This window comes from Streptomyces sp. A012304, assembly GCF_026008495.1.
In the GTDB taxonomy this organism is placed as follows: Bacteria; Actinomycetota; Actinomycetes; order Streptomycetales; family Streptomycetaceae; genus Streptomyces.
This window is the reverse complement of sequence record NZ_BQUN01000035.1, coordinates 22,155-41,823: the sequence shown is the minus strand read 5'-3', so window position 1 is coordinate 41,823 and position 19,669 is coordinate 22,155. Positions and strand designations below refer to the sequence as shown.

The window sequence follows — 19,669 nt, the reverse complement described above, 5'->3', positions numbered from 1 at the left end:
GGGGGGGGTCTCGTCGGCCCCGGGGGCGGTTGTGGCGGGTTTTCGTCGGCGTCGGGGGGTGGGGGCGGGGATCACACGACAACCCCAAGTACCGTCCGTAACAATGGGGGTGCTCACAGACGCAGACAGTACGGGGGCGCCATGGCAGGAGTGGTGGAGTTCACGACGGACGACGGGGCCGTGGTCTCCGTCGAGGCCGTCGAGGAGCAGCGGCCGGGGTCCCGGCTGGTGGCCCGCGGCGGCACGGTCCAGGCGGCCCACACCTTCGAAGGCGCCCTGGAGGGCGTCCGCTCGGCGGCCGAGTCCGCGCTGCGCGTCTTCCGCGACGGCGCGCTGCGGCCCGACGGCGTGGAGATCGAGTTCGGGGTGCGGCTGGCCGCCGAGACCGGCGCGATCATCGCCAAGGGGACCGCGGAGGGCCACCTGGTGGTGCGGCTGACCTGGTCGCCGTCCGCCGCCCCGGAGGCCGGGCCCGGCCCGTCCGCATGAAGAGCGCCGAGTGGCACGCCCGGATCGAGTGCGCCGGCCAGGTTCTCGGGGCGGGCTTCCTTGTCACCCCCCGAACCGTCCTGACCTGCGCACATGTCGTGCACGCGGGGTCGGCCGACGCGCTGTCGGTGACCTTCACCGAACGCCCGGGCACGGCCCCCGTCCCGGCCCGGGTGGTGCTCGACGGCGGCTGGGGCGGCGGCAGCACGGACCTCGGCGACCTCGCCGTACTGGAGCTGGCCGAGGAGGTCCCCGTCGCGCCGGCCGCGCTCGCGCCCGTCGACGCCGCGCACCCGCCGCCCGGCGGCCGGCCCCGCAAGCTCGTCGCGTACGGTTTCCCGCTCGGCTTCGACGAGGGCACCCTCGCCGAATGCCGGGTGACCGCACCCCAGTTGATCAGCGGCGAGTGGATCCAGCTGGAGGCCTGGCAGTCCGACGGCCGTTCCCTCGCGCCCGGATTCAGCGGCGCCGCCGTGACCCTCGTCGACACCGGCGAGGTCGTCGGCATGGTCACCGCCGACGGCGGCGCGGACGGCGTACGCAACGGGCGGATGATGCCGACCGAGGTCATGGCCCGCTACTGGCCCGGCCTGCTGGCCCTCGTGCCCACCGCCGACCACCCCACCGCCGACCGCGCCCGCTTGCGCGAGCTGGTCGAACGGGCCGTCCGCGCCGGCCTGGACTGCGACCCCGTACGGCTGGCGCGGCTGGTCCGGGACGCCGCCGGCCCGTTCGGTCCGGAGCCGCCGCGGGAGGGCTTCGACTCGCTGCGCTCAGCCGCCCTGTTCGTGCTGAGCGAGATCGACGGCGAGGACGCGACCGCCGCCGTCGCCCGCTTCACCGAGCACGTCCAGGCCCTGCTGCGGCCGCCCGCCGAGACGACCGCGGCGCCCGAGTGGGCGCCCATCCTGGTCGACCTCCAGCACAGCGGCGCGGGCGACGGGCAGGTCCGCGTCGAGGTGTCCGCGTACAGCGGCGGACGCCGGCACCCGGTCGGCTCCGCCACCGTGCCACGGGCCCGGCTGCACGCCTACGTACAGGACCGCATCGAGGCGGCGTTCGGCTATCTGACGCCCGGCTCCGACGAGTTGATCGCGTTCGCGCTGCCCCGCGACTGGATCGACCTGCCCGTCGACCGCTGGGCGAGCGCACCCGACGACGACACCCCGCTCGGCTGTGTGTATCCGCTGGTCGTCACCGACCAGGCACGCCGCAAGGCCAGCACCCGCCATCAGCTGACCCGGGTGTGGAACCGCCTGGACGCGCTGCCGGGCGCGCGGGTGCAGCGCGTGGAATGCGGCGGCTCCGAGGACCCCGCCCGGCTGCGGGTGCGGCTGCGCAAGCCCGACGCCTGCCTCGCCGGTTTCTCCACCGTCCCCGCCGCGACCCGTACCCGCCCCCACTTCGACACCTCGCTCACCGCGCCCGCCCCGCTGGTCGTCTGGTCCCGCGGCGGCTGCGACAGCGGCCCCGGGCAGCCCTGCGCGGGCGGCGACGGATGCGCGGGCAAGACGTTCCTGGACGAACTCGACGCCTGCGTCTCGGGCGTCCCGCCCGCCGAACTGCCGCGCCGGATCCTGGCGTTGCGGGAGGAGGCCGACGCGGAGGACGGCCACTGGGCGCGCGACATCCAACTGCTGTGGGACGACCCGCGCGTCTTCACCGACCCGCACGCGGGAGCGGCGGCGCACGTCCGCTCCCCGGTGGCCTGACCGGCCACAGGTCCCGCCCCCTCCCGCCGAGTCCGCAGAACGGAGACCGAGAACCTCCCATGCCGCACTGGTCCGTCTACACCGGGAACAGCGAGCCGCACGACGGCATCGCCCAGCTGCCCGCCCCGCCGCCCTGGCGGGCGTTCGACGGCGAGCCCGTCCTGCCCCCGCCCCGGGACGGCGACGACGAGGCGGCCGTCTCCCCGGACCGCGTGCACCGCGCCCGGACGTACGTGGCGACCCCCGAGAGCGTCCAGCTCGTCAACGCCGCCCTGGTGCTGCGCCGTCCGCTGCTGGTCACCGGCCCGCCCGGCACCGGCAAATCCTCCCTCGCGTACGCGGTGGCGCGCGAGCTGCGGCTGGGCCCGGTGCTGCGCTGGAACATCACCAGCCGCTCCACGCTCGCCGACGGCCTCTACCAGTACGACCCGCTGTCCCGGCTGTACGCGGCACGGCAGGCGGCGTGGCGGGCCGGGAAGACCGGTGAGACCGGTGAGACCGGTGCCGGCCTCGGGGGCGGCGTCGAGGACCATCTGCGGCTCGGCCCGCTCGGCACGGCCCTGCTGCCCTATGAGCGGCCCCGGGTGCTGCTGGTCGACGAGATCGACAAGAGCGACCTCGATCTGCCCAACGACCTGCTGAACGTCCTGGAAGAGGGCCAGTACGAGATCCCCGAGCTGCTGCGCGCCGCGCGCGACCCGGACGGGCGGGCCGGCGTCGAGGTCCTCGCGGACGGCACGGACACGCCGGTCACGGTCGCCCGGGGGCGGGTCCGCTGCCGTGCCTTCCCGTTCGTGGTCCTCACCAGCAACGGCGAGCGCGAGTTCCCGCCCGCGTTCCTGCGCCGCTGTGTCCGGCTCAAGCTGCGCCGGCCCGGCCGCGAGCAGCTCACCGAGATCGTCCGCGCCCACCTCGACACCCCGCCCGGCGAGGCGGACCACCTCATCGACCGCTTCCTCACCCGCGCCGCCGACGGCGAACTCGCCACCGACCAGCTGCTGAACGCCCTCTACCTCACCGGTGTCGCCGGCCTGGACGCGGACTCCCGCGACGCGCTGGCGGACGAACTGATGCCGTACCTGAGCGCTTCGGCGGACGGCGATGGATTCTGAGGAGGCGTCGGGTGACGGCGGCGCCGTCCGGTCCACGGCCGTCAGCAGACTGGCCGCCGTCCTGACCCTGGCCGCCGGGACCGCGCCCACGCCGCGGGAGCTGGCGGAGGTGCTGTGGCTGGCGGCGCAACTGGGAGAGGAGGGGACGCAGGCCCGGCCGGAGCCCGAACCGGTGACGGAGGGGGTGTCCGGGGCGGTGCCCAGGGGCGAGGCCGCCGGCCCGCTCCCGTCCCCGGCCGTGCGCGAGGCCCCCGCCCCGCCCCAACCGCCGATCGCGGCACCGCCGATCGAGACACCGGCCCCCTCCCCGCCGTCTCCCGCCGACCGTGTCCCCCTACGCCTGCCCTCCTCCGGCGCGGGCCCGGGCACCGGCGGGGGCGCGCAGCTGCTCGCCCCCGCGCCTCCGATGCTCCCCCACCCCCTCGCCCTCCAGCGCGCCCTGCGCCCGCTGAAGCGCACGGTGCCGTCGGCGCGGACCCGGCTCCTGGACGAACGGGCCACCGCCGACCGCATCGCACGGCTCGGGGCGCATCCGGAGGTCTGGCTGCCCGTGCTGCGCCCGGCGCACGACCGCTGGCTGCGCCTCAACCTGGTGCACGACACCGGCCCCACCATGCCGGTCTGGCGGCCCCTGATCCGCGAACTGCACACCGTCCTGGCCCAGTCGGGCATCTTCCGCACGGTCGACCTGCGCCCGGCCGGACCCGACGGCCACGCCCGGCACGTCCCCGACCCGGCGGACGGCCGGACCGTCACCCTGGTCGTCAGCGACTGCATGGGCCCGCAGTGGCGCCCCGGCCCGGCGGGCGACCGCTGGTACGGCACCCTGCGGCACTGGGCGGCCCGGATGCCCCTGGCCGTCGTCCAGCCGCTGCCGGAGCACCTGTGGGCGACCACCGCCCTGCCCGCCGTACCGGGCGTCCTCGCCGCCCCGTCGGCGGCGGCCCCGCCGACCGCCCTCGCCTTCACCCCGTACGACCCGGACGCCGGCCGCCCGCACCCGGCCGCCGTCCCGCTGCCCGTCCTGGAGCCGGGCGCGCCATGGCTCGCGCACTGGGCCGCGCTGGTGGCCGCCCCGGCCGGCGCGCGGTCCCCGGGGGCGGCGGCCTGGCTCACGCCGCGGCCCGCCGCGCCCGCGCCGACCGTCCCGGCCCCCGCCGACCTCCCGGCCCGCGACCTCGTGCTGCGCTTCCGCGCCACCGCCTCCCCGGAGGCCTTCCGCCTCGCCGGGCACCTGGCGCTGGCCGACCCGTCGCTGCCGGTGATGCGGCTCGTGCAGCGCGCGGTGGACCGCGACCCGCGCCCGCAGCACCTGGCCGAGGTGATCCTCAGCGGCGTGCTCACGGCCGTCCCCGGCCCACCCGGCTCCTACGCCTTCCGCCCCGGCGTGCGCGACCTCCTCCTGCGCACCCTGCCCCGCACCACCCGGGGCCGCGCCCGTGAACTCCTGGACCGGGTGGGCGCGCTGATCGACGAACGGGCGGGCCTGGCGGCGGGGGAGTTCCGCGTGCGGACGGGCGGCGACGCCCGGGAGTCCTTCGCGACGGTGAGCGGGGAGACCGTACGGCGGCTGGGCGGCCGCGGCCCCGAGGCCCCCGCCCCGCGCGCCACGCTCCTCTTCGAGACCGACATCGACCTCGCCTCCCGCCCCGAAGCGCGTATCTCCCTCGAATACGCCGTGCACCAGGTACTCACCCGCGGTGACCTCGCCCCGCACCAGTACGAGGTCCTCGTCCGCCCGGACGGCTACCGGGTGCGCGTCGCCGCCGACGCCTACCTCCTCCCCGTCCTCGCCGCCGTGCTGCGCTGGCTGCCGGGCCCGCTGGCGGAGGGGGCGCGGCCGCCGCGGCTGCGGGTGACGTTCGGCGGCGGCACGGAGGAGGTCCGCGCTGTTCCGGACGGTCCCGCCGCCGTTCAGGTCCTCGTGCCGCCGTCGCTGTACGAGGCCTTCGCGGGCAGCTCCGCCGCGTCCGGACCACACCGTTTCCACCCCCTGTACGGCGGCGGCCCGGACGCCCCGCCGCTGGCCTGGTGGTGCGCGCTGCCGGCCCCGCGCGCGCGGGAGGAGGCGCGGGACCTCGTGCGCGGGCCGTTCATCACCCGGGACCTGGGCGAGCTGGGCATCCCCGCGCCCGGCCGTACCGCCGTGGTGCATCTGCGCGCCGACGGGCCGCTGACCCTCCTGGACCCCGCCCGGCCGCACGACGCGGGCGCGGCCCGGCCGGCGACGTACTACGAGGTGGACCTCACCCCGCACCGGACCAGCCACCGGCTGGCCCTGCCCAGCTCCGGCAAGGGCGAGTTCGTCGCGACGGCCGAGCTGTCCTGGCGGGTCGAGGACCCCGTGGCGTTCGTGCGGGCGGGGGCGGTCCGGGTGGCCGAGCGGCTCCTGGCCCATCTGCGGGAGACCGCGCCCCGCGCCACCCGGGGCCACTCCCCCCGCCGGCCGGCCGGCGCGCAGCGCGCGCTCAACGCGCGGCTGGGGAGGTGGCCGGTGCCGGGGCTGGCGGTGACGTGCGCGGTGACGCTGGCGCCGGAGCACGCCCCGCCGCCCGAGGCGGGCCGGCCGGACCCGGCGCCGGGCGGTCTGCTCGCCGGGGCGGAGACCGTGCTGCTCGGCTTCGACGGCCCCCTCGCCCGGGTGTTCACGGCGGCGAGCGCGCGGGAGGCCGCGCGGGACCTGCTGGCGCTCGCCGCAGAGCACCGGGACCCGCAGGACGCGTTCACCGGCCGCCCGCTGGCCGTCGCGACGGCACGGGAGTCGGTCGTGCACCCGCTGGACGTGCTGCGGGTCTTCGCCCGCGACCCGATGGGGCCGTACCTGCGGGACCGGCTGGACGCGCTGGAGCTGCGGGCCGTACCGCACGCGCCGACCACGCACCACTCCGTGGCCCTGGTGCGGGCGCTGCACGCGTCGGGGCGGCGGGTGGCCGTGGCGACCGACGTCTGCGTGCCGGCCGCCCACCGGTACCTGGAGCCCTACCGGCTGCCGCTGGCGGGGGTGTTCGGCCGCGCCCCGGACCTGACCCTCCTCACCCCGGATCCGGACTGCCTGCTGCGCGCCCTCAGCGCGCTGGGCGCCCCCGCGTCCACCGGCCTGCTGATCGGCTCCTCGGTGGCCGAGCTGACCGCCGCCCGGCAGATCGGCCTCCGTTTCATCGGCCTCGCCCGCAACCCGACCGTCGAACAGGACCTACGACGGGCGGGCTGCGAGGTGACCGTCCGGTCACTCACCCCGCTCCTGGAAGCCGCCCAGACCCTGTGACCCAACGGCACCGCCCCTCGAACAGGTCCTACGGGAGGGGGCGTACCGGGCGTCGCCGACGGTACGGCGGTGCACCACGCCGGCGGCGGGCGCGGGCCGCTCGACGGGCGGGCTGCGAGGTGACCGTCCGGTCACTCGCCCCGCTCCTGGAAGCCGTCCACACCCTGCGACGGCCACGGCCTCCCTCGCCCGGCCCCCTCCAACGGGCGCCCGCCCTCGCGACCCCGCACGATGCGAAGGAGGCCACCACCGGGCCACCACCCGGCGGCCCACCCCGCCCAAGGCCCGCCGGCCCGGCGGCCGCCACGCTGCGCTCTCGGGAGGACCTGCCATGACCGCCAGTCTGGAGCAGCTGCGCCGCTGCCACTTCGCCGTCGACCTGGGCGCGGCCAGGACCCGGGTCTATGTGAAGGGCGCCGGTCTCGTCGTCGACCAGCCGTCCGCCGCCGCCGTCAACACCCGCAGCGGCGCGCTGATCGCGGTCGGTGAACTCGCCGAGAAGATGACGGGCCGCACCCCGCACTACATCCGCGTGGTGCGCCCGGTCTCCGGCGGCACGGTCGTCGACATCGAGATGGCTCAGCGCATGTTGCGGCACCTGATCGGCGACAAGGTCCGCCGCCAGCTGCGCCGCAAGCCCTTCCTGCGCGCCGCGGCCTGCACCCCGCACGACGCCGACCCGCTCGCCCAGCGCGCCGCGATCGAGACGCTCGTCGGGCTGGGCGCCCGCCGGGTGGAGCTGGTGGACACGCTGATCGCCGCCGCCGTCGGCTGCGGGCTGCCCGTGGAGCGGCCCGAGGCCACCATGATCATGGTGTGCGGGGCGGCCGCCACCCAGGTCGCGGTCCTCTCCCTCGGCTCGATCGTCACCGCCGAACGCGTGCCCGTCGGCGGTGAGGCCGTGGACCACGCCATCGTCCAGCACCTGCGCCACGAGCACGAGCTGATGCTGCCGAGCCAGTCCGTACGGCCGCTCCAGCTCGCCCTGTCCGGCAACGGCCTCACCCCGCAGGGCCCCGCCTCCACCGAGATCCACGGGCGGGACGTCGCCACCGGCCTCGCCCGCTGCGTCCAGGTCGACACCGCGGCCGTACGGGACGCGATCGAGACGCCGCTGACCGCGGTGCTCGACGGCATCGGCCGGGTGCTGCGGGAGTGCCCGCCGGATCTGGTGGCCGACCTCGCCGACCGCGGGATCATGATGGTCGGCGGGTCCGCGCTGCTCCCCGGCTTCGACCAGATGCTGCGGGAGGCCACCGGTATGCCGGTGCACATCGCGGAACGGCCCGACATCTGCGCCGCGCAGGGCCTGGGCGCCATGCTGGAGGGCAAGATCGAACCGCTGACGCTGGAGTCGATCGCCACGACATGACCGGGGCGGCCCCGCCCGCGACGCGGGGCAGGTCGACGCGACATGACCGGCGTGGCTCGTACGTGACGCGGGGCAGACCACCCCGCCATGACCGGCGCGCCGAGTGCTGGAGCCGTGTCCGGGCCGGACGAGGCCCTCGCGCCGCCCGAGCCGTAACCCGCCGGAAACCTTGACGATCACCCAGCCGGGTGCCACGATTCCGGCGCCGCGATGTTTACGTAAACATCACCCCCCTCACGCCTCGGATGTTTGCGCAAACACGATCGCTGCGGCCGTTCGGTGAACCGCCCCCCTCACCGAGTCGCCCTCCCCGAAAGGCAAGCTGATGCGCAAGCCCCACGCCCGCCGCACCGCCCGTCTGCGCACCGCCCTCGTGGCGCTGCTGCTCGCCGGCGCCGGGAGCACCACCCTCACCGGCAGCCCCGCCCAGGCCGCGCCGCGTCTGGACCCCACCCAGTTCAAGGGCGTCAACTGGGCCGACCCCCGGGACAACTTCGCCGACGACCCGGTCGTCCTGTCGGGCCTGTCGCTGTCCGACACCTACGCCCAGACGTACACCAAGGCCAGCCGGGTGATCTCGGCGTTCCGCGCGAACCTCGGCGCCAACACCGTCCGGCTGCCGATCAACCCGTACACGGTGAACGGCGCCTACTGGAAGTCGTACCGCGCGGTCGTCGACGCGGCGTCGGCCAAGGGCTTCAAGGTCATCCTCTCCTACTGGGAGGGCACGGGCCCGCGCAAGGACGGCTTCATCGACGACGAGGCCACCTACTGGCCCATGTGGGACACGGTCGTCAAGGCCTACAAGAACGACCGGCGCGTCTACTTCGAGCCGATGAACGAGCCGCACGGCTACACCGACACCGAGTGGGCCGACATCGCCGCGAAGTGGCTCGACACCTACTCCTCCGTGCCCCGCGACCGGGTCTTCGTCAGCGGTGCCGGCTACAACGACCACGTCACCTCCGTCTGCGCCGACCCGCGTCTGAAGGGCACCTACCTCTCCCTGCACCACTACGGGTTCTGGAAGGAGTACGCCACCTACGACCAGTGGGTGGCCGACCTCAAGGTGCGCATCGGGGACTGCGCGAACCGCACGGTCGCGGACGAGTTCGGCGCCCACATGACCACCGGCCTCGACTACAACAAGCCGATGCCCGACAACAACTTCGTCAACTTCATGCAGGCGGTCACCGACACCTTCCGTGAGCTGAAGATGGGCTCGGTGTACTGGCCGGGCCTGCGCACCGGCGACACGTACTCGCTGCAGAAGCTGGTCGGCGACCCGGCCCGTCCCTGGCTGGAGACCACCAACCAGTCCGGCGCCGACCGTCTCGCCTGGGGCTGGGGGCGCGGCAAGCCGGTCCGTCCCTGAACCCGGACCGGCCAGGGGAAACAGCCCGGTCCCGGCGGAAAGTCAGGGGAAACCCTGACCGTACGCCGGGGCTGGGCTAGCCTCGTCTTCTCTTGAGAGCGAACTGACGTACGTAGAACATCACTTCGGGGGATTCGTGGCAGAACAGCGGCCGGTGCCACCGGGCTCGACGACGAGCGCTGCGGCCGCGCTCCGGCAGGCCGGCGCCGCACCGCTGCGGCCCGGCGACCCAGACCTGGTCGGCCCCTACGTGCCGCTCGGGCTCCTGGGCAGCGGCGGCATGGGCCGGGTCTATCTCGCCCGTCCCGTGGACGGCAGCCCCGGCCTGGTGGCGGTGAAGGTGATCAGGCCGGAGTACGCGGAGGACCCCCGCTTCCGCCGCCGCTTCGAACGGGAGGCGTCCGTCCACGCCCGTCTGCGCACCCCGCACACACCCCGGCTGCGCGGCACGGGCTTCCGGGACGAACTGCTGTGGATGGCCACCGAGTACCTCCCGGGACTCGACCTCGCTCAGGCGGTACGGGAGGACGGCCCGCTGGAGACGGCCGCGGTCTGGCGGCTGACGGCGCAGCTGGCGCGGGCGCTGTCCGCGCTGTCCGCCGCCGGCATCGTGCACCGGGACCTCAAGCCGTCCAACGTCCTGCTGTCGGTCCGGGGCGCGCACGTCATCGACTTCGGCATCTCCAAGGCCGTGGACTCCAGCGCCATCACCGGCACGGGCAACCGGGTGGGCACCCCGGCGTACATGTCGCCGGAGCATCTGCGGACCGGCCACTCCGACACCGCCTCCGACGTGTTCTCGCTCGCCGGGACGCTCGTCTACGCGGCGACGGGCCGGGCGCCGTTCGGTGAGGGCACGGGCGTCGACGTGATGCACCGGGTGGCGTTCGAGGAGCCCAACCCGGAGGTGATCGCCGCGATCGGCGCGACGGACGAGGCCCTCGGCTCGCTGCTCTCCGCCTCCCTGGCCAAGGACCCCACCGAACGCCCCACCCCCGAGGCCCTGATCGAGGCTGCGGAGGCGGCGGCGCCGGCGCGGGCCGCGGAGGCGGCCGAGTCGGCGGGGGCGCACTCCGCCCGCGTCTTCTGGCCGGAACCGCTGGGCGCCAGGGTGCGGGCCCGTCAGGAGGCGTACGAGGCCCTGCACCACACCCCGGTCGCCGGGAAGCCCGCCGCCGCCGCCGCGCCGCGGCCCGTCCCGGCGGAGAGCCCGGGCGAGAGCGAGACACCCGCACGGTTATCCCGCGCCTGGCCCCGGAGGAAGCCGGTCCTCGCCGCGGCGGCCGCCCTCGCCGCCTGTCTGGTGGCCGCGGTCGTCTTCGTCCTCACCCGCCAGGACGCGCCCGCCTCCGCGCACGCCCCGGACACCGGCACGACCTCCCCCGTCGGCGCCGGGCCCGTCGACGCGTCCCCGTCCCCCGAGGCGGGGGGCGGACCGTCCCCGGAAGGCGGCTCCGGCAGGACCGCCACCGACCCGAGCAGCGCCCCCGACGCGGTCACCTCACCCGCCCCCGACGCCTCCCCCACCGGCCCGCCGCCCGCCACCGGCGCGTCGGCCCCCGCCCCGAGCGCGCCCGGCTCCCCGACCGCCTCTCCCGACGGCCCCTCCCCCGACGCCGCCACCCCACCGTGGATCTCCGACTGCGCCCACTACGCCGGCAGCGGCCGCACCCGCCAGGGCGACAGCGGCAAACGTGTCCTCCAGGTCCAGTGCATGCTGACGAAACGCGGCTACGGCGTCGGCGACTCCGGCGTGGACGGCACCTTCGGTTCCGGCACGGAGACCGCCGTCCGCGCTTTCCAGGGCGACAAGGGGCTGGGCGTGGACGGCGTGGTGGGGCGCGAGACATGGGCGGCGCTGCGGAGCGCGGAGTGACCGGCGGAGGCTCGGAGGGCCGGCCCGCTCCCAAGGGCCGGGTCAGTAGGTGCAGTCGGGCACCCCGGCCATCTTCTCCCCGCCCTGGAGGTAGATGTTGTTGACCCAGCCGAGCTGTCCGCCGCCCGTCCGCACATACGTCCACCAGCTGTTGCTGTAGCCGCTGTCCTGGATCGTCTCGCCCCGTGCCTGGCAGTACGCGGACAGCGTGGTCTGCGAGACCACCGCCACGACCGTCGGGCAGTTCGCGCGGGAGGGCTGGTACGAGCAGTAGCCGTCGCCGCCGTTACGGACGTTGACGCCGGTCGCCCAGACGTACACCGGGGGCAGCTCCGCGGCGGAGGTCTTCGCGGCCGTCGGCGCCGGTGCCTGCGCGGACGGGGCGGCGAAGGCGGCGGGGCCGGCGGCCAGGGAGCCGGCGACCAGGCCGGCGACCAGCAGGTTCTTGATCGAGCATCGTATGTTCACGGGATCTTCCTGTCTGTGCGAGTGGCTCTGCGAGTGGCTCGGTGAGCGGCTCTCCGACCGGCTCGTGACGCGGTCAGCAGACCGGCACTCCGGGAACCTGGTTGTCCGGTGAGCTGAGGTAGATGTTGGTCATGTAGCCGCCGTACTGGGGCAGGTAGGCCCACCAGTCGTTGACGTAGGGCGGCGCGCTGACCTGCTGACCGCGCTTCTGGCACCCCACCAGGACCTCGACGCCGGCCGGCAGCGTGGTGAGCGCGGCGGACCCGGTCGTCGCCTCGGCACGGACCCGGACCTGGCTGCCCCAGGTGCCGATCCAGGTGCCCGCCGGGCGCGAGGCCCCGGGAACGTTCAGCGAACGGGTCAGCCGGTTCACGTCCGAGTAGGCCTTGCCGTACGGGGTTCCGCTCGGGTGGAGGGTGAGGACGGCGACGATGGAGCGGTCGCCCGCGCCCACCACGCCCGTCGTGTGCAGCGCCGGGCGTGAGAGGTCCACGGCCCGAATCGCCGCGCCCGCGCCAGCGCTCGCCGTCGCCGCCGCCGTGCAGCCGCCCGAACTGAAGCCCGACCAGCCCTGCTTGACGGCCCACGGGCGGTTGAAGGAGCCCGCGATGCCGAAGTGCTGGTCGTAGCCGTCGGTGGCGCAGCGGGTGGACTGCCGCAGGTTGCCGAGCACGTAGTCGCGCACCGGGGGCGCGGCGGAGTCCAGCAGGTAGCGGTAGATCCGCACGGTGTCGCGTGCCGACAGGGCCGTGTAGCCCCAGTAGCCGGGGTGGGTGGCCGGGGGCCGTGCGGTGTCCGTCAGGCCGAGCCGGGTCACCATCCGGTCGATGATCGCGCCCTGGCCGTTGGCGGACCAGAAGTGGCTGGCCGCGGCGTCGTCGCTGCCGCGCAGCATGGCGTCCGTCCGGGACCTGTCGGCCGCCGTCAGGGTGTCGGGGCCGCGGTTCCACAGCAGGTCCAGGGCGAGCAGCAGTTTGACCACGGACGCGGACCGGAACTGGCCGGCGCTGTTCACCTGCTCGGTGAAGGTGCCGGTCTGCCGGTCGAAGACGGCGACGCCCGCCGTCACTCCGGCCGGCACCTCGGCCTGGGTCACCGGGGGCGGCAACGGGGCCCCGCCGGGCGCGGCGGTGGCGGTGGTGGCCGCGGCGGAGCACAGCAGCGCCGCGAGGGCGGCGGCCAGGACGCCCGCCCGCGCCGCGTGCCGGACCGGCCGTAACATCGCCGAAGCGGTTTCCCTCGCGCGGCCGAGCCGCCGGCGCGCGCTCACGGCCCGTAGCACGGGGTAGGGACGCCCGGCAGGACGTCGTCCGGGTGGTTGATGAAGTAGCTGGCCATCCACCCGTAGGTGCCGCGGGTCTCGTTGTGGGCGAAGACCCAGTACGGGTTGCCGCCGACCGTCTCCCCCCGGGTCTGGCAGGTGACTCGCAGCCGGTCGCCCGGCTGGGCCCGGCCGAGCACGTCCGGGCAGTGGGCCGGAGAGGGGGACTCCGGGCAGCGGTCCCCGTTCACGCGGTTCACGTCGTACCGCATGTTCACGTCGGTCGCCCATGTGCTGAAGTACGCGCCCGCGGCCGCCTGCGCGCCCGCCGTCTGGGCCGCCTGGGCCGGTGCCGTTCCGGCGCCCAGTGCGAGCGCGCCCAGCAGGGTCGCGGCGCCGCCCAGCAGGGCTGCGCGCCTCGCCGTTCGTTCCATGGTGTCGTCCTTTCGGACCTGTCGGGTGTCCGCCGTCCGTGACCGGCCGGCGCGGTGCCGCACCGGCACCACTGTCCGGACGGGGCCATGGGCCGCCGCGTATGAGAGCCGAACGATGAAAAAACCTTTCAGCGGACGCTCATACGGCGTGGTCCCGGCATCCGTCCCCGGGGCGGGGCCGTGTGTCGCCCGGCGACGGCGTGCACGGATGAACACAGCGCTGCGCCCCCGGCACCGTGGTCACGGTGCCGGGGGCGCAGCGCTGTGCGGGCGAGCGGGTTCAGCAGACCGGCAGGCCCGAGTCCGGCTCGTCGTTGCCTCCGCCGACGAGGAAGATCTCGCTCATGTACCTGGTCGGTGCCATGCCCGACGCCGGGCTCCTGACCCACCAGGTGTGCCAGTAGCCGCCGTAGGTCGCGCGGCCTCCCTTGACCTGGCAATCCGCCAGGATGTACCCGTTGTCGGGTGCCTTGCCGCTGGCCGTGGCGTTCGGGTCGGGCGCCAGACGCATGTTGATGTCCGTCCCCCACATCGGGCAGCGGAACAGGCTCGGGTAGTTCGGGTCCCGGGTGCAGGGCGCCGAGTCGGCGGCCTGCGCGGGCGCGGTGAGGCCGGGCGACAGGAGCGCCGCGGCGGTCAGAGCCGCCGCCGCGAGACCCCTGGCACCGGCCCGGATGCCGGTCAGCACGGGCGCACCCCCGGCAGCCAGGCGTCCGGGTGGTCGATGTAGATGTTGGTGATGAAGCCGCCGAGCGCCGGGATGAAGGACCAGGCGTCGTTGCTGTAGCCCTCGGCGTGCACCATGTCGCCGCGCTTCTGGCACGCCACCTGGACCCGGGTCGGCCCGGTCAGGGTGCGCACGACCCGCGCGTTCAGCCTGGCGTCCTCACGGACGTTGACCGACGTGCCCCAGGTGGTGAAGTTGGTGTTGGAGGTGCCGCCCGGCGTGCACGGCAGGTCCACGCCGCGCGCGCGCAGATACGCGAAGGGGTCCGTCCCGCGCGTGCTGGACGTGGAGTTGTGCGCCTCGAAGTGCAGATGAGGCCCGGTGGAGACCCCCCGGTTGCCCATGGTGGCGATCTGCTGGCCGCCGTTCACCCGCTGGTTCACGGACACGAGCACGGTGTCCATGTGGCCGTACTCGGTCACCGTGTTGTCGTCGTGCCGGATGCGGATCCACAGGCCGTAGCCGTCGGCGGGGCCGGCGGCGATGACGGTGCCCGGACCGGTGGAGTAGATGGGGGTGCCGATGCTGTTGGCGATGTCGACGCCGTCGTGGTTGGCGTGGTAGCCCTGGGTCACCGTGCCGGCCGTCGGGCAGGAGCCCGCGTAGTCGGTGGGCGCGGCCTGGGCGGCGCCGGCCGTGAGCGGGATCAGCCCCGTCGCGACGATCGCGGCCGCGAGCAGGCCGACGGATTTCGTACGGTCGAACAGGCGCATGGCGGTTTCTCCTCCGTGGGGAAAAGGGATGTGGGGCGGGTCGTTCGGTGTGCGGCGGCGGCCGGTGTTCAGCACGTGGGGACGCCGGGCAGCCATGCGGCCGGGTCGTCGATGTAGATGTTGGAGATCCAGGCCTTGTACTTCGGCAGGTACGACCAGGCGTCGTTGACGTAACCCTCGGCCTGGACCAGCTGCGCGTGCACCTGGCACAGCACGTCGGCCGCGGTGGGACCGGGCAGCCGGCCCACCAGGGCGCTCCCGGTGTTGGGTTCCTGCCGGAGGGCGACATCCGTGCCCCAGGTCATGAACCGCTTGGTGTTCGCCGGGGGCTGGTCACCGCCGGTGATGCGCAGGGCGCCGGCGTACTGGGCGTTCAGCCTGACGTCGCTCACCATCACCGTCGTGCCCGACTCGCGGGCCTCGACCATCTTGCCGTTGCCGAGATAGATGGCGATGTGATGCACGCTGCCGAGGTTGGCCGGGTCCGAACCCCACAGCAGCAGATCGCCGGGCTGGAGCGGGCCGAGGCCCTGCGCCGGGGTGAAGCGGGCGGTGGCGCCGCTCCACCGGGCCTGGTTCCAGGAGCCCTCGGGCAGCGCGATTTTCGCTCCCTGCCAGGCCGCGTACTGCACCAGGTGCGAGCAGTCGAAGCCCCGCACCTGGCTGTCGTGGGCGCCCGGCCCGCCGCCGGGGTAGTCCTGGCCGAAGGTCGGCCCGTGGATGGAGCCGCCGCCCCAGGAGTAGGGCACACCCAGCTGGGAGCAGGCGGCGTCGACGACGGCCTGCGCCTGGGCGGAGGCGCTCGCCAGGGCACGGCAGTCGGCGGCCGACGCCGTCACCGCCTCCGAGGACGGCTGCGGTGCGGCGGCCACCGCCGTTCCGGCGGAACTCAGCGTGGCGGCGAGCAGCAGGCCTCCTGCCGTCGCCAGTGTGCGATTCATGCGGCGCATGTGGTGTCCCCCTGGTCGCGGCCGCGGTCCGCGCGGCCGTGCTGGTCACGGCAGTCGGTCGAGCTGCCCTCGGTTGTCGTGCGGGTCGCCGGCGTGTGAGGTGCGGGCCGGCCGGTCTTCGTGGTGGAGACGGGGCCGGAGCGCGGTTCGTATGCGCCGAGTGCCGCACGCATCTTGGCGAGGCCGCGCATGCGGTTGCGCTGGACGGTCCCGCGATGGGTACCGAGCCGTTCACCCGCCAGGTCGTGGCTGAGTCCCTCGATGTCGACGAGGATCACCGCGGCCGCCTCCTTGGGCGACAGGCCGCGCAGCAGCGCGATCGCCGCCGCCGTGGCCTCCCGGGCCGCGAAGCCGCCGTCCCAGCTCTGCTCCGGTATCCGGTCGGTGCAGTGCTCACGGCGGGAGGGGCGCAGCCAGGAGTCGCGCAGCAGGTTCAGCGCCGCCGCGCAGGTGTAGGCGTAGGGGTGTTCCTGACGGACCAGGGAACGGGCGTGGGCCCGCCGGGAGAGCCGCAGATACGTCTCCTGGAGCACGTCGTCCGCGTCGTGCGGGTTGCCGGTCATGGCCAGCAGCCGGTGGCGCAGCCTCGGCATCGCGGCGGTGAACGCCGCGTCGAACTCGGCTGCGGTCATGTGGTCGGTGGCGGTCACGGGTTCGGGAGCGGACTGCTCGGTGCGGGTGGCTGCGGACGACGCGGTCGTCGTCGCGAAGCAGGTGCTTTCCACGGTGTTCCCCCGGGGTCTGTCATCACAGGTGGTGCGGCGTCTGCCGGTGAGGTGGTGCTGCCTGGCCGTGGTCGGTGGCTCAGGACAGCGGTGCTCGTGCGCCCGTCAGGGCGACGGGGCCGTACTTGGCGTTCGGTGCCTCGGTGATCAGCGCCCAGTACCGGTCGCCGTAGGACCAGTGCCACCACTCGGTCGGGTAGTTGACGAAGCCGGCGGCGGTCATCGCCCGGCACATCAGCTCACGGTTGGCCCTGGCCTCGGCGCTGATGTTGGCGGCGGCCGTGCGGCAGCCCCCTCCGCTCTCCTCGGGCGTGGCGTTGACCTCGGTGCCGAGGCACAGTTCGACGCCGTCGTCCGTGCACAGCGTCAGGTCGACGGCGCCGCCGCTGACATGGGGAGCGACCTCAGGCGGTGAGATGTACGCGCTGGTCAGTTCACGTATCCGGTCGGGTGAGGCACCGGGGTGGGCGGCACGCATCGCGTCGGCGTACGTGTCGAAGTAGCTGCTCTGCAACGCGGGAGGGCGGAAGCCCTCCACCACCAGGAGGCGGACGCCGCGGGGGAGCGAGCGCTGTGCGATCAGCAGACGGCGCATGACGTCCGCCCGGACATGGGCGTACGAGCCGTCGTCGTCGGCCTGGCGGGTGTCGACACGCAGTGCGGCGATCTCACGGGTGTCGACCAGTGGTTCGCCGTTGTCGACGACGTGGGTGGCGGCGACACGGCGATCCGAGAGCAGGATGATCTCTGTCACGCTCACAGCGTGGACGGGCGCTCTGCAGAAGCGATGCAGATCGTCTGCAGACCACTCTGCAGGGTGCGCTGCGGGAGGCTCTGTTGTGTCAGTCGGACCGGCCGTGGTCGTCGAGTTCGTGGGGTTCGTGGGCCTCGCGGCCGTGGTCGTCGAGTTCGCCGGCCTCGCGGCCGCCGAGCGTGCGGAAGATCTCCAGCGCCTCGTCCCGCAGGGTGTGTGCCGTCCGCTCGTCCCCGGTTCCCGTCGCGGCGGCCGCCAGGTCGCGCAGGGTGCGGGCGCGCCACAGCGGCAGGTCCAGCGTGGTCCACAGGGCGAGGGCCTGCCGCAGGTGGTCCGCCGCCGCGTCCCACTCCCCGGCGGCCAGCCACCACTCCCCCAGCGTTCTGAGCACCAGGGCCTCCCCGAACAGGTCCTGACGCTCCCTCGTGGTCCGAAGGCACTGGTCGAGCCGCTCGCGGGCCTCCGTCAGGCGGCCCTGCCGGATGTGGACCTTGGCCAGTGACTGGCCGGCGTACATGGCGCCGAAGGAGTCTCCGGTCGCTTCGAAGATCTCCAGCGCCTCACACGACAGCTTCTCCGCTCGGGACAGTTCGCCCTGGGCGCGGTGGCACAGCGCGAGTGCGCGCAGGGCGAGCGCCTCTCCGTGCCGGTCCGCCGCCGCCACCCACAGCCGGTGCGCGCGGGACAGTTCGTCCCACGCCTCGGCGTACGCGCCCCGGTCGCGGTGCACGCATCCGATGCCGTAGTGCTGATGGGCCGCGGCCGTGCCGTCGTCCAGCTCCCGGTACAGCGCGAGGGCGGCGGTCAGCAGTTCCAGGGCCTCGTCGAAGCGGGCCTGTTCACGGCGTGCCGAACCCATGCCGGCCAGCGCGTCCGCCGTGCCCCGGGCCGCACCGGTCTGCCGGAACAGCGCCAGTGCCTCTTCGAAGAAGGCGTGGCTCTCCTCGAACCGGTCCTGTTCCAGCCGGAGTCGGCCCAGGCCGTTCAGCAGCCACGCCTCTCCCTCGACGTCTCCGCAGCGGCGTACCGCGTCCAGGGCCACGGTGTGCGAGTGGGACCACGCGTCGAACTGGTTGTACAGGGCCGCCGAGCTGGCCACCACGGCGGCCGCCAGTTCGCGGGCGGTGCGGGGCAGCCCGTGGTCGGCGCAGTGCGCGACGGCCGCGACCAGGCAGTGCTGCTCCGCGGCGAACCAGGCCGCGGGCCTGGCCAGGAGTTCCCGCTCCAGGTGCGGATCGAGGGGCTCGGCACCCTCGACGCCGGAGAGCAGGCGTGACGCGCCGCCCGGCCCCCGGGAGGCGGCGGCCTCGGCCAGCGACAGCCAGTGGCCCGCCAGCCTCAGCACGGCCTCCTCCCTGGCCTGTGCGCTCTCCTCCGAGAAGCAGCGCTCCCGGGCGTGCTCGCGCGCCAGACCGTGGATGCGGTAGCGGCTCCGGCCGGTCTCGTCGGTGCCGACCACATCGAGGAAATGGCAGTCCACCAGCCGCTCGACGGCCTCCTCCGCCTCGTCGACCTCTATGTCGAGCAGGGGCGCCGCGATCCAGGCGGCGAAGTCGGGCAGGGCCATCAGGGCCAGTCTGCGCAGCGCCCGCCGCTCCTGCTCGTCCAGGTCGGCGTAGCCCAGCCCCAGGCTCGCCCGTACCTCCAGGTCTCCGGCCTGGAGCTCGTCCAGGCGGCGGCGCTCGTCGCGCAGGCGGGCGGCGAGCCGCGCCGGGCTCCAGTGCGGCCGGGCCGCGAGCCGGGCGCCGGCGACCCGGACGGCGAGGGGCAGTCGGCCGCACAGGGCGACGATCTCGGCGGCCTGGGCGGGCTCCGCGGCGGTCCGTTCGGCGCCGGCGACCCGTGCCAGCAGGTCCAGCGCCTCCTGTTCCGAGGGGGCGGCGAGTTCCAGACGGGCCGCCCCCTCCAGGGCGACCAGCCTTCGCCGGCTGGTGATCAGCACACCCGAGCCGCCGCCCGACGGCAGCAGGGGCCGCAGGTGGGACTCCCCGACCGCGTTGTCGAGGATGAGCAGGATCCGGCGGCGGGCGGTGTGCGTGCGGTACAGGCCGATCAGGTCGTTCTCGTCGCCGGGCAGTTCCTCGGGGCCGACCCCGAGGGCTCTCAGCAGCCGGGCCAGGGCGTCGGTGGTCTGCAGCGGCTCGGAGTCGGAGGCGCGCAGGTCCAGGAAGAGCTGCCCGTCCGGGAAGAGCGCGGAGGTCCGGTGGCCGATGTGGACGGCCAGCGCGGTCTTGCCCATGCCGGAGCGCCCGGAGATCACACCGATGGGCGGCGCGGTCCGCCGGGGACCGCCGACGCCTTCCAGCAGGGTGGTGGCCCAGGAGATCTGCTCGGCACGGCCGACGAAGTCCGCCACGTCCGGCGGGAGATGGGAGGGCGTGGGTCTCCCGACGCGGTGGGCGTCCGCCTCGCGCCGGGCTCCCTGGTGCGGCGGCG

16 protein-coding genes are annotated in these 19,669 nt (G+C 74.8%); 7 read left to right on the top strand and 9 right to left on the bottom strand.

The window, feature by feature from the left end; translation table 11 throughout:
* Positions 1–141 precede the first annotated feature (141 nt).
* The 7 genes from ALMP_RS08250 to ALMP_RS08220 all read left to right on the top strand — a co-directional run bounded on the left by ALMP_RS08250 (position 142) and on the right by ALMP_RS08220 (position 11,201).
* The gene (locus tag ALMP_RS08250) at positions 142–489 is read left to right on the top strand and encodes a CU044_2847 family protein (RefSeq protein ID WP_264925601.1); all 348 of its coding nucleotides are present in this window, start codon (positions 142–144) and stop codon (positions 487–489) included.
* Positions 486–2,201, top strand: a complete 1,716-nt coding sequence (locus tag ALMP_RS08245; protein WP_264925600.1) for a serine protease — start codon at positions 486–488, stop codon at positions 2,199–2,201. Before ALMP_RS08250 ends, ALMP_RS08245 begins: the two co-directional genes overlap by 4 nt.
* A 59-nt stretch (positions 2,202–2,260) precedes the next feature.
* Positions 2,261–3,313, top strand: coding sequence for a MoxR family ATPase (locus ALMP_RS08240; RefSeq protein ID WP_264925599.1), 1,053 nt, complete (start codon positions 2,261–2,263; stop codon positions 3,311–3,313).
* Positions 3,303–6,578: an SAV_2336 N-terminal domain-related protein gene (locus tag ALMP_RS08235; protein ID WP_264925598.1), complete on the top strand. Its 3,276-nt coding sequence runs from the start codon at positions 3,303–3,305 to the stop codon at positions 6,576–6,578. The genes ALMP_RS08240 and ALMP_RS08235 overlap by 11 nt, the downstream gene beginning before the upstream one ends.
* A gap of 331 nt (positions 6,579–6,909) precedes the next feature.
* Positions 6,910–7,950: a rod shape-determining protein gene (locus ALMP_RS08230; RefSeq protein ID WP_264925597.1), complete on the top strand. Its 1,041-nt coding sequence runs from the start codon at positions 6,910–6,912 to the stop codon at positions 7,948–7,950.
* Positions 7,951–8,275: 325 nt separating this feature from the next.
* Positions 8,276–9,325 (top strand): glycoside hydrolase family 5 protein, encoded by a 1,050-nt coding sequence (locus tag ALMP_RS08225; RefSeq protein WP_264925596.1) that lies wholly within the window; start codon positions 8,276–8,278, stop codon positions 9,323–9,325.
* A gap of 136 nt (positions 9,326–9,461) precedes the next feature.
* Entirely contained in the window at positions 9,462–11,201 is a 1,740-nt protein-coding gene (locus ALMP_RS08220; protein ID WP_264925595.1) for a protein kinase, read from the top strand.
* Between the two features lie 42 nt (positions 11,202–11,243).
* Here the strand turns inward: ALMP_RS08220 and ALMP_RS08215 are convergent, their stop codons facing one another.
* From ALMP_RS08215 to ALMP_RS08175, 9 genes are all read right to left on the bottom strand, one after another.
* Positions 11,244–11,669, bottom strand: a complete 426-nt coding sequence (locus ALMP_RS08215) for a peptidase M23 (protein WP_264925594.1) — start codon at positions 11,667–11,669, stop codon at positions 11,244–11,246.
* A gap of 73 nt (positions 11,670–11,742) precedes the next feature.
* Positions 11,743–12,891: a hypothetical protein gene (locus ALMP_RS08210; protein ID WP_264925593.1), complete on the bottom strand. Its 1,149-nt coding sequence runs from the start codon at positions 12,889–12,891 to the stop codon at positions 11,743–11,745.
* A gap of 44 nt (positions 12,892–12,935) precedes the next feature.
* Positions 12,936–13,364 carry a hypothetical protein gene (locus tag ALMP_RS08205; protein ID WP_264925592.1) on the bottom strand — a complete coding sequence of 143 codons (429 nt, stop codon included), beginning with the start codon at positions 13,362–13,364 and terminating at the stop codon, positions 12,936–12,938.
* A gap of 280 nt (positions 13,365–13,644) precedes the next feature.
* Positions 13,645–14,052, bottom strand: coding sequence for a hypothetical protein (locus ALMP_RS08200; protein WP_264925591.1), 408 nt, complete (start codon positions 14,050–14,052; stop codon positions 13,645–13,647).
* Entirely contained in the window at positions 14,046–14,804 is a 759-nt protein-coding gene (locus ALMP_RS08195) for a peptidoglycan DD-metalloendopeptidase family protein (protein ID WP_264925590.1), read from the bottom strand. Before ALMP_RS08195 ends, ALMP_RS08200 begins: the two co-directional genes overlap by 7 nt.
* A 68-nt stretch (positions 14,805–14,872) precedes the next feature.
* On the bottom strand, positions 14,873–15,745 hold the full coding sequence (locus ALMP_RS08190; RefSeq protein WP_264925589.1) for an NlpC/P60 family protein: 873 nt from the start codon (positions 15,743–15,745) through the stop codon (positions 14,873–14,875).
* Entirely contained in the window at positions 15,742–16,479 is a 738-nt protein-coding gene (locus ALMP_RS08185) for an RNA polymerase sigma factor (RefSeq protein ID WP_264925588.1), read from the bottom strand. The genes ALMP_RS08190 and ALMP_RS08185 overlap by 4 nt, the downstream gene beginning before the upstream one ends.
* A gap of 79 nt (positions 16,480–16,558) precedes the next feature.
* Entirely contained in the window at positions 16,559–17,233 is a 675-nt protein-coding gene (locus ALMP_RS08180; protein ID WP_264925587.1) for a M15 family metallopeptidase, read from the bottom strand.
* A gap of 88 nt (positions 17,234–17,321) precedes the next feature.
* Positions 17,322–19,669, bottom strand: a 2,348-nt coding sequence (locus ALMP_RS08175) for a tetratricopeptide repeat protein (protein ID WP_264925586.1), incomplete at its 5' end; no start/stop codon positions are given.

Excerpts from the sequence above, each read along its gene's own strand:
- ALMP_RS08250 (WP_264925601.1), top strand. The coding sequence starts at position 142 with ATGGCAGGAGTGGTGGAGTTCACGACGGACGACGGGGCCGTGGTCTCC.
- ALMP_RS08245 (WP_264925600.1), top strand. The coding sequence starts at position 486 with ATGAAGAGCGCCGAGTGGCACGCCCGGATCGAGTGCGCCGGCCAGGTT.
- ALMP_RS08240 (WP_264925599.1), top strand. The coding sequence starts at position 2,261 with ATGCCGCACTGGTCCGTCTACACCGGGAACAGCGAGCCGCACGACGGC.
- ALMP_RS08235 (WP_264925598.1), top strand. The coding sequence starts at position 3,303 with ATGGATTCTGAGGAGGCGTCGGGTGACGGCGGCGCCGTCCGGTCCACG.
- ALMP_RS08230 (WP_264925597.1), top strand. The coding sequence starts at position 6,910 with ATGACCGCCAGTCTGGAGCAGCTGCGCCGCTGCCACTTCGCCGTCGAC.
- ALMP_RS08225 (WP_264925596.1), top strand. The coding sequence starts at position 8,276 with ATGCGCAAGCCCCACGCCCGCCGCACCGCCCGTCTGCGCACCGCCCTC.
- ALMP_RS08210 (WP_264925593.1), bottom strand. The coding sequence starts at position 12,891 with ATGTTACGGCCGGTCCGGCACGCGGCGCGGGCGGGCGTCCTGGCCGCC.
- ALMP_RS08205 (WP_264925592.1), bottom strand. The coding sequence starts at position 13,364 with ATGGAACGAACGGCGAGGCGCGCAGCCCTGCTGGGCGGCGCCGCGACC.
- ALMP_RS08195 (WP_264925590.1), bottom strand. The coding sequence starts at position 14,804 with ATGCGCCTGTTCGACCGTACGAAATCCGTCGGCCTGCTCGCGGCCGCG.
- ALMP_RS08190 (WP_264925589.1), bottom strand. The coding sequence starts at position 15,745 with ATGAATCGCACACTGGCGACGGCAGGAGGCCTGCTGCTCGCCGCCACG.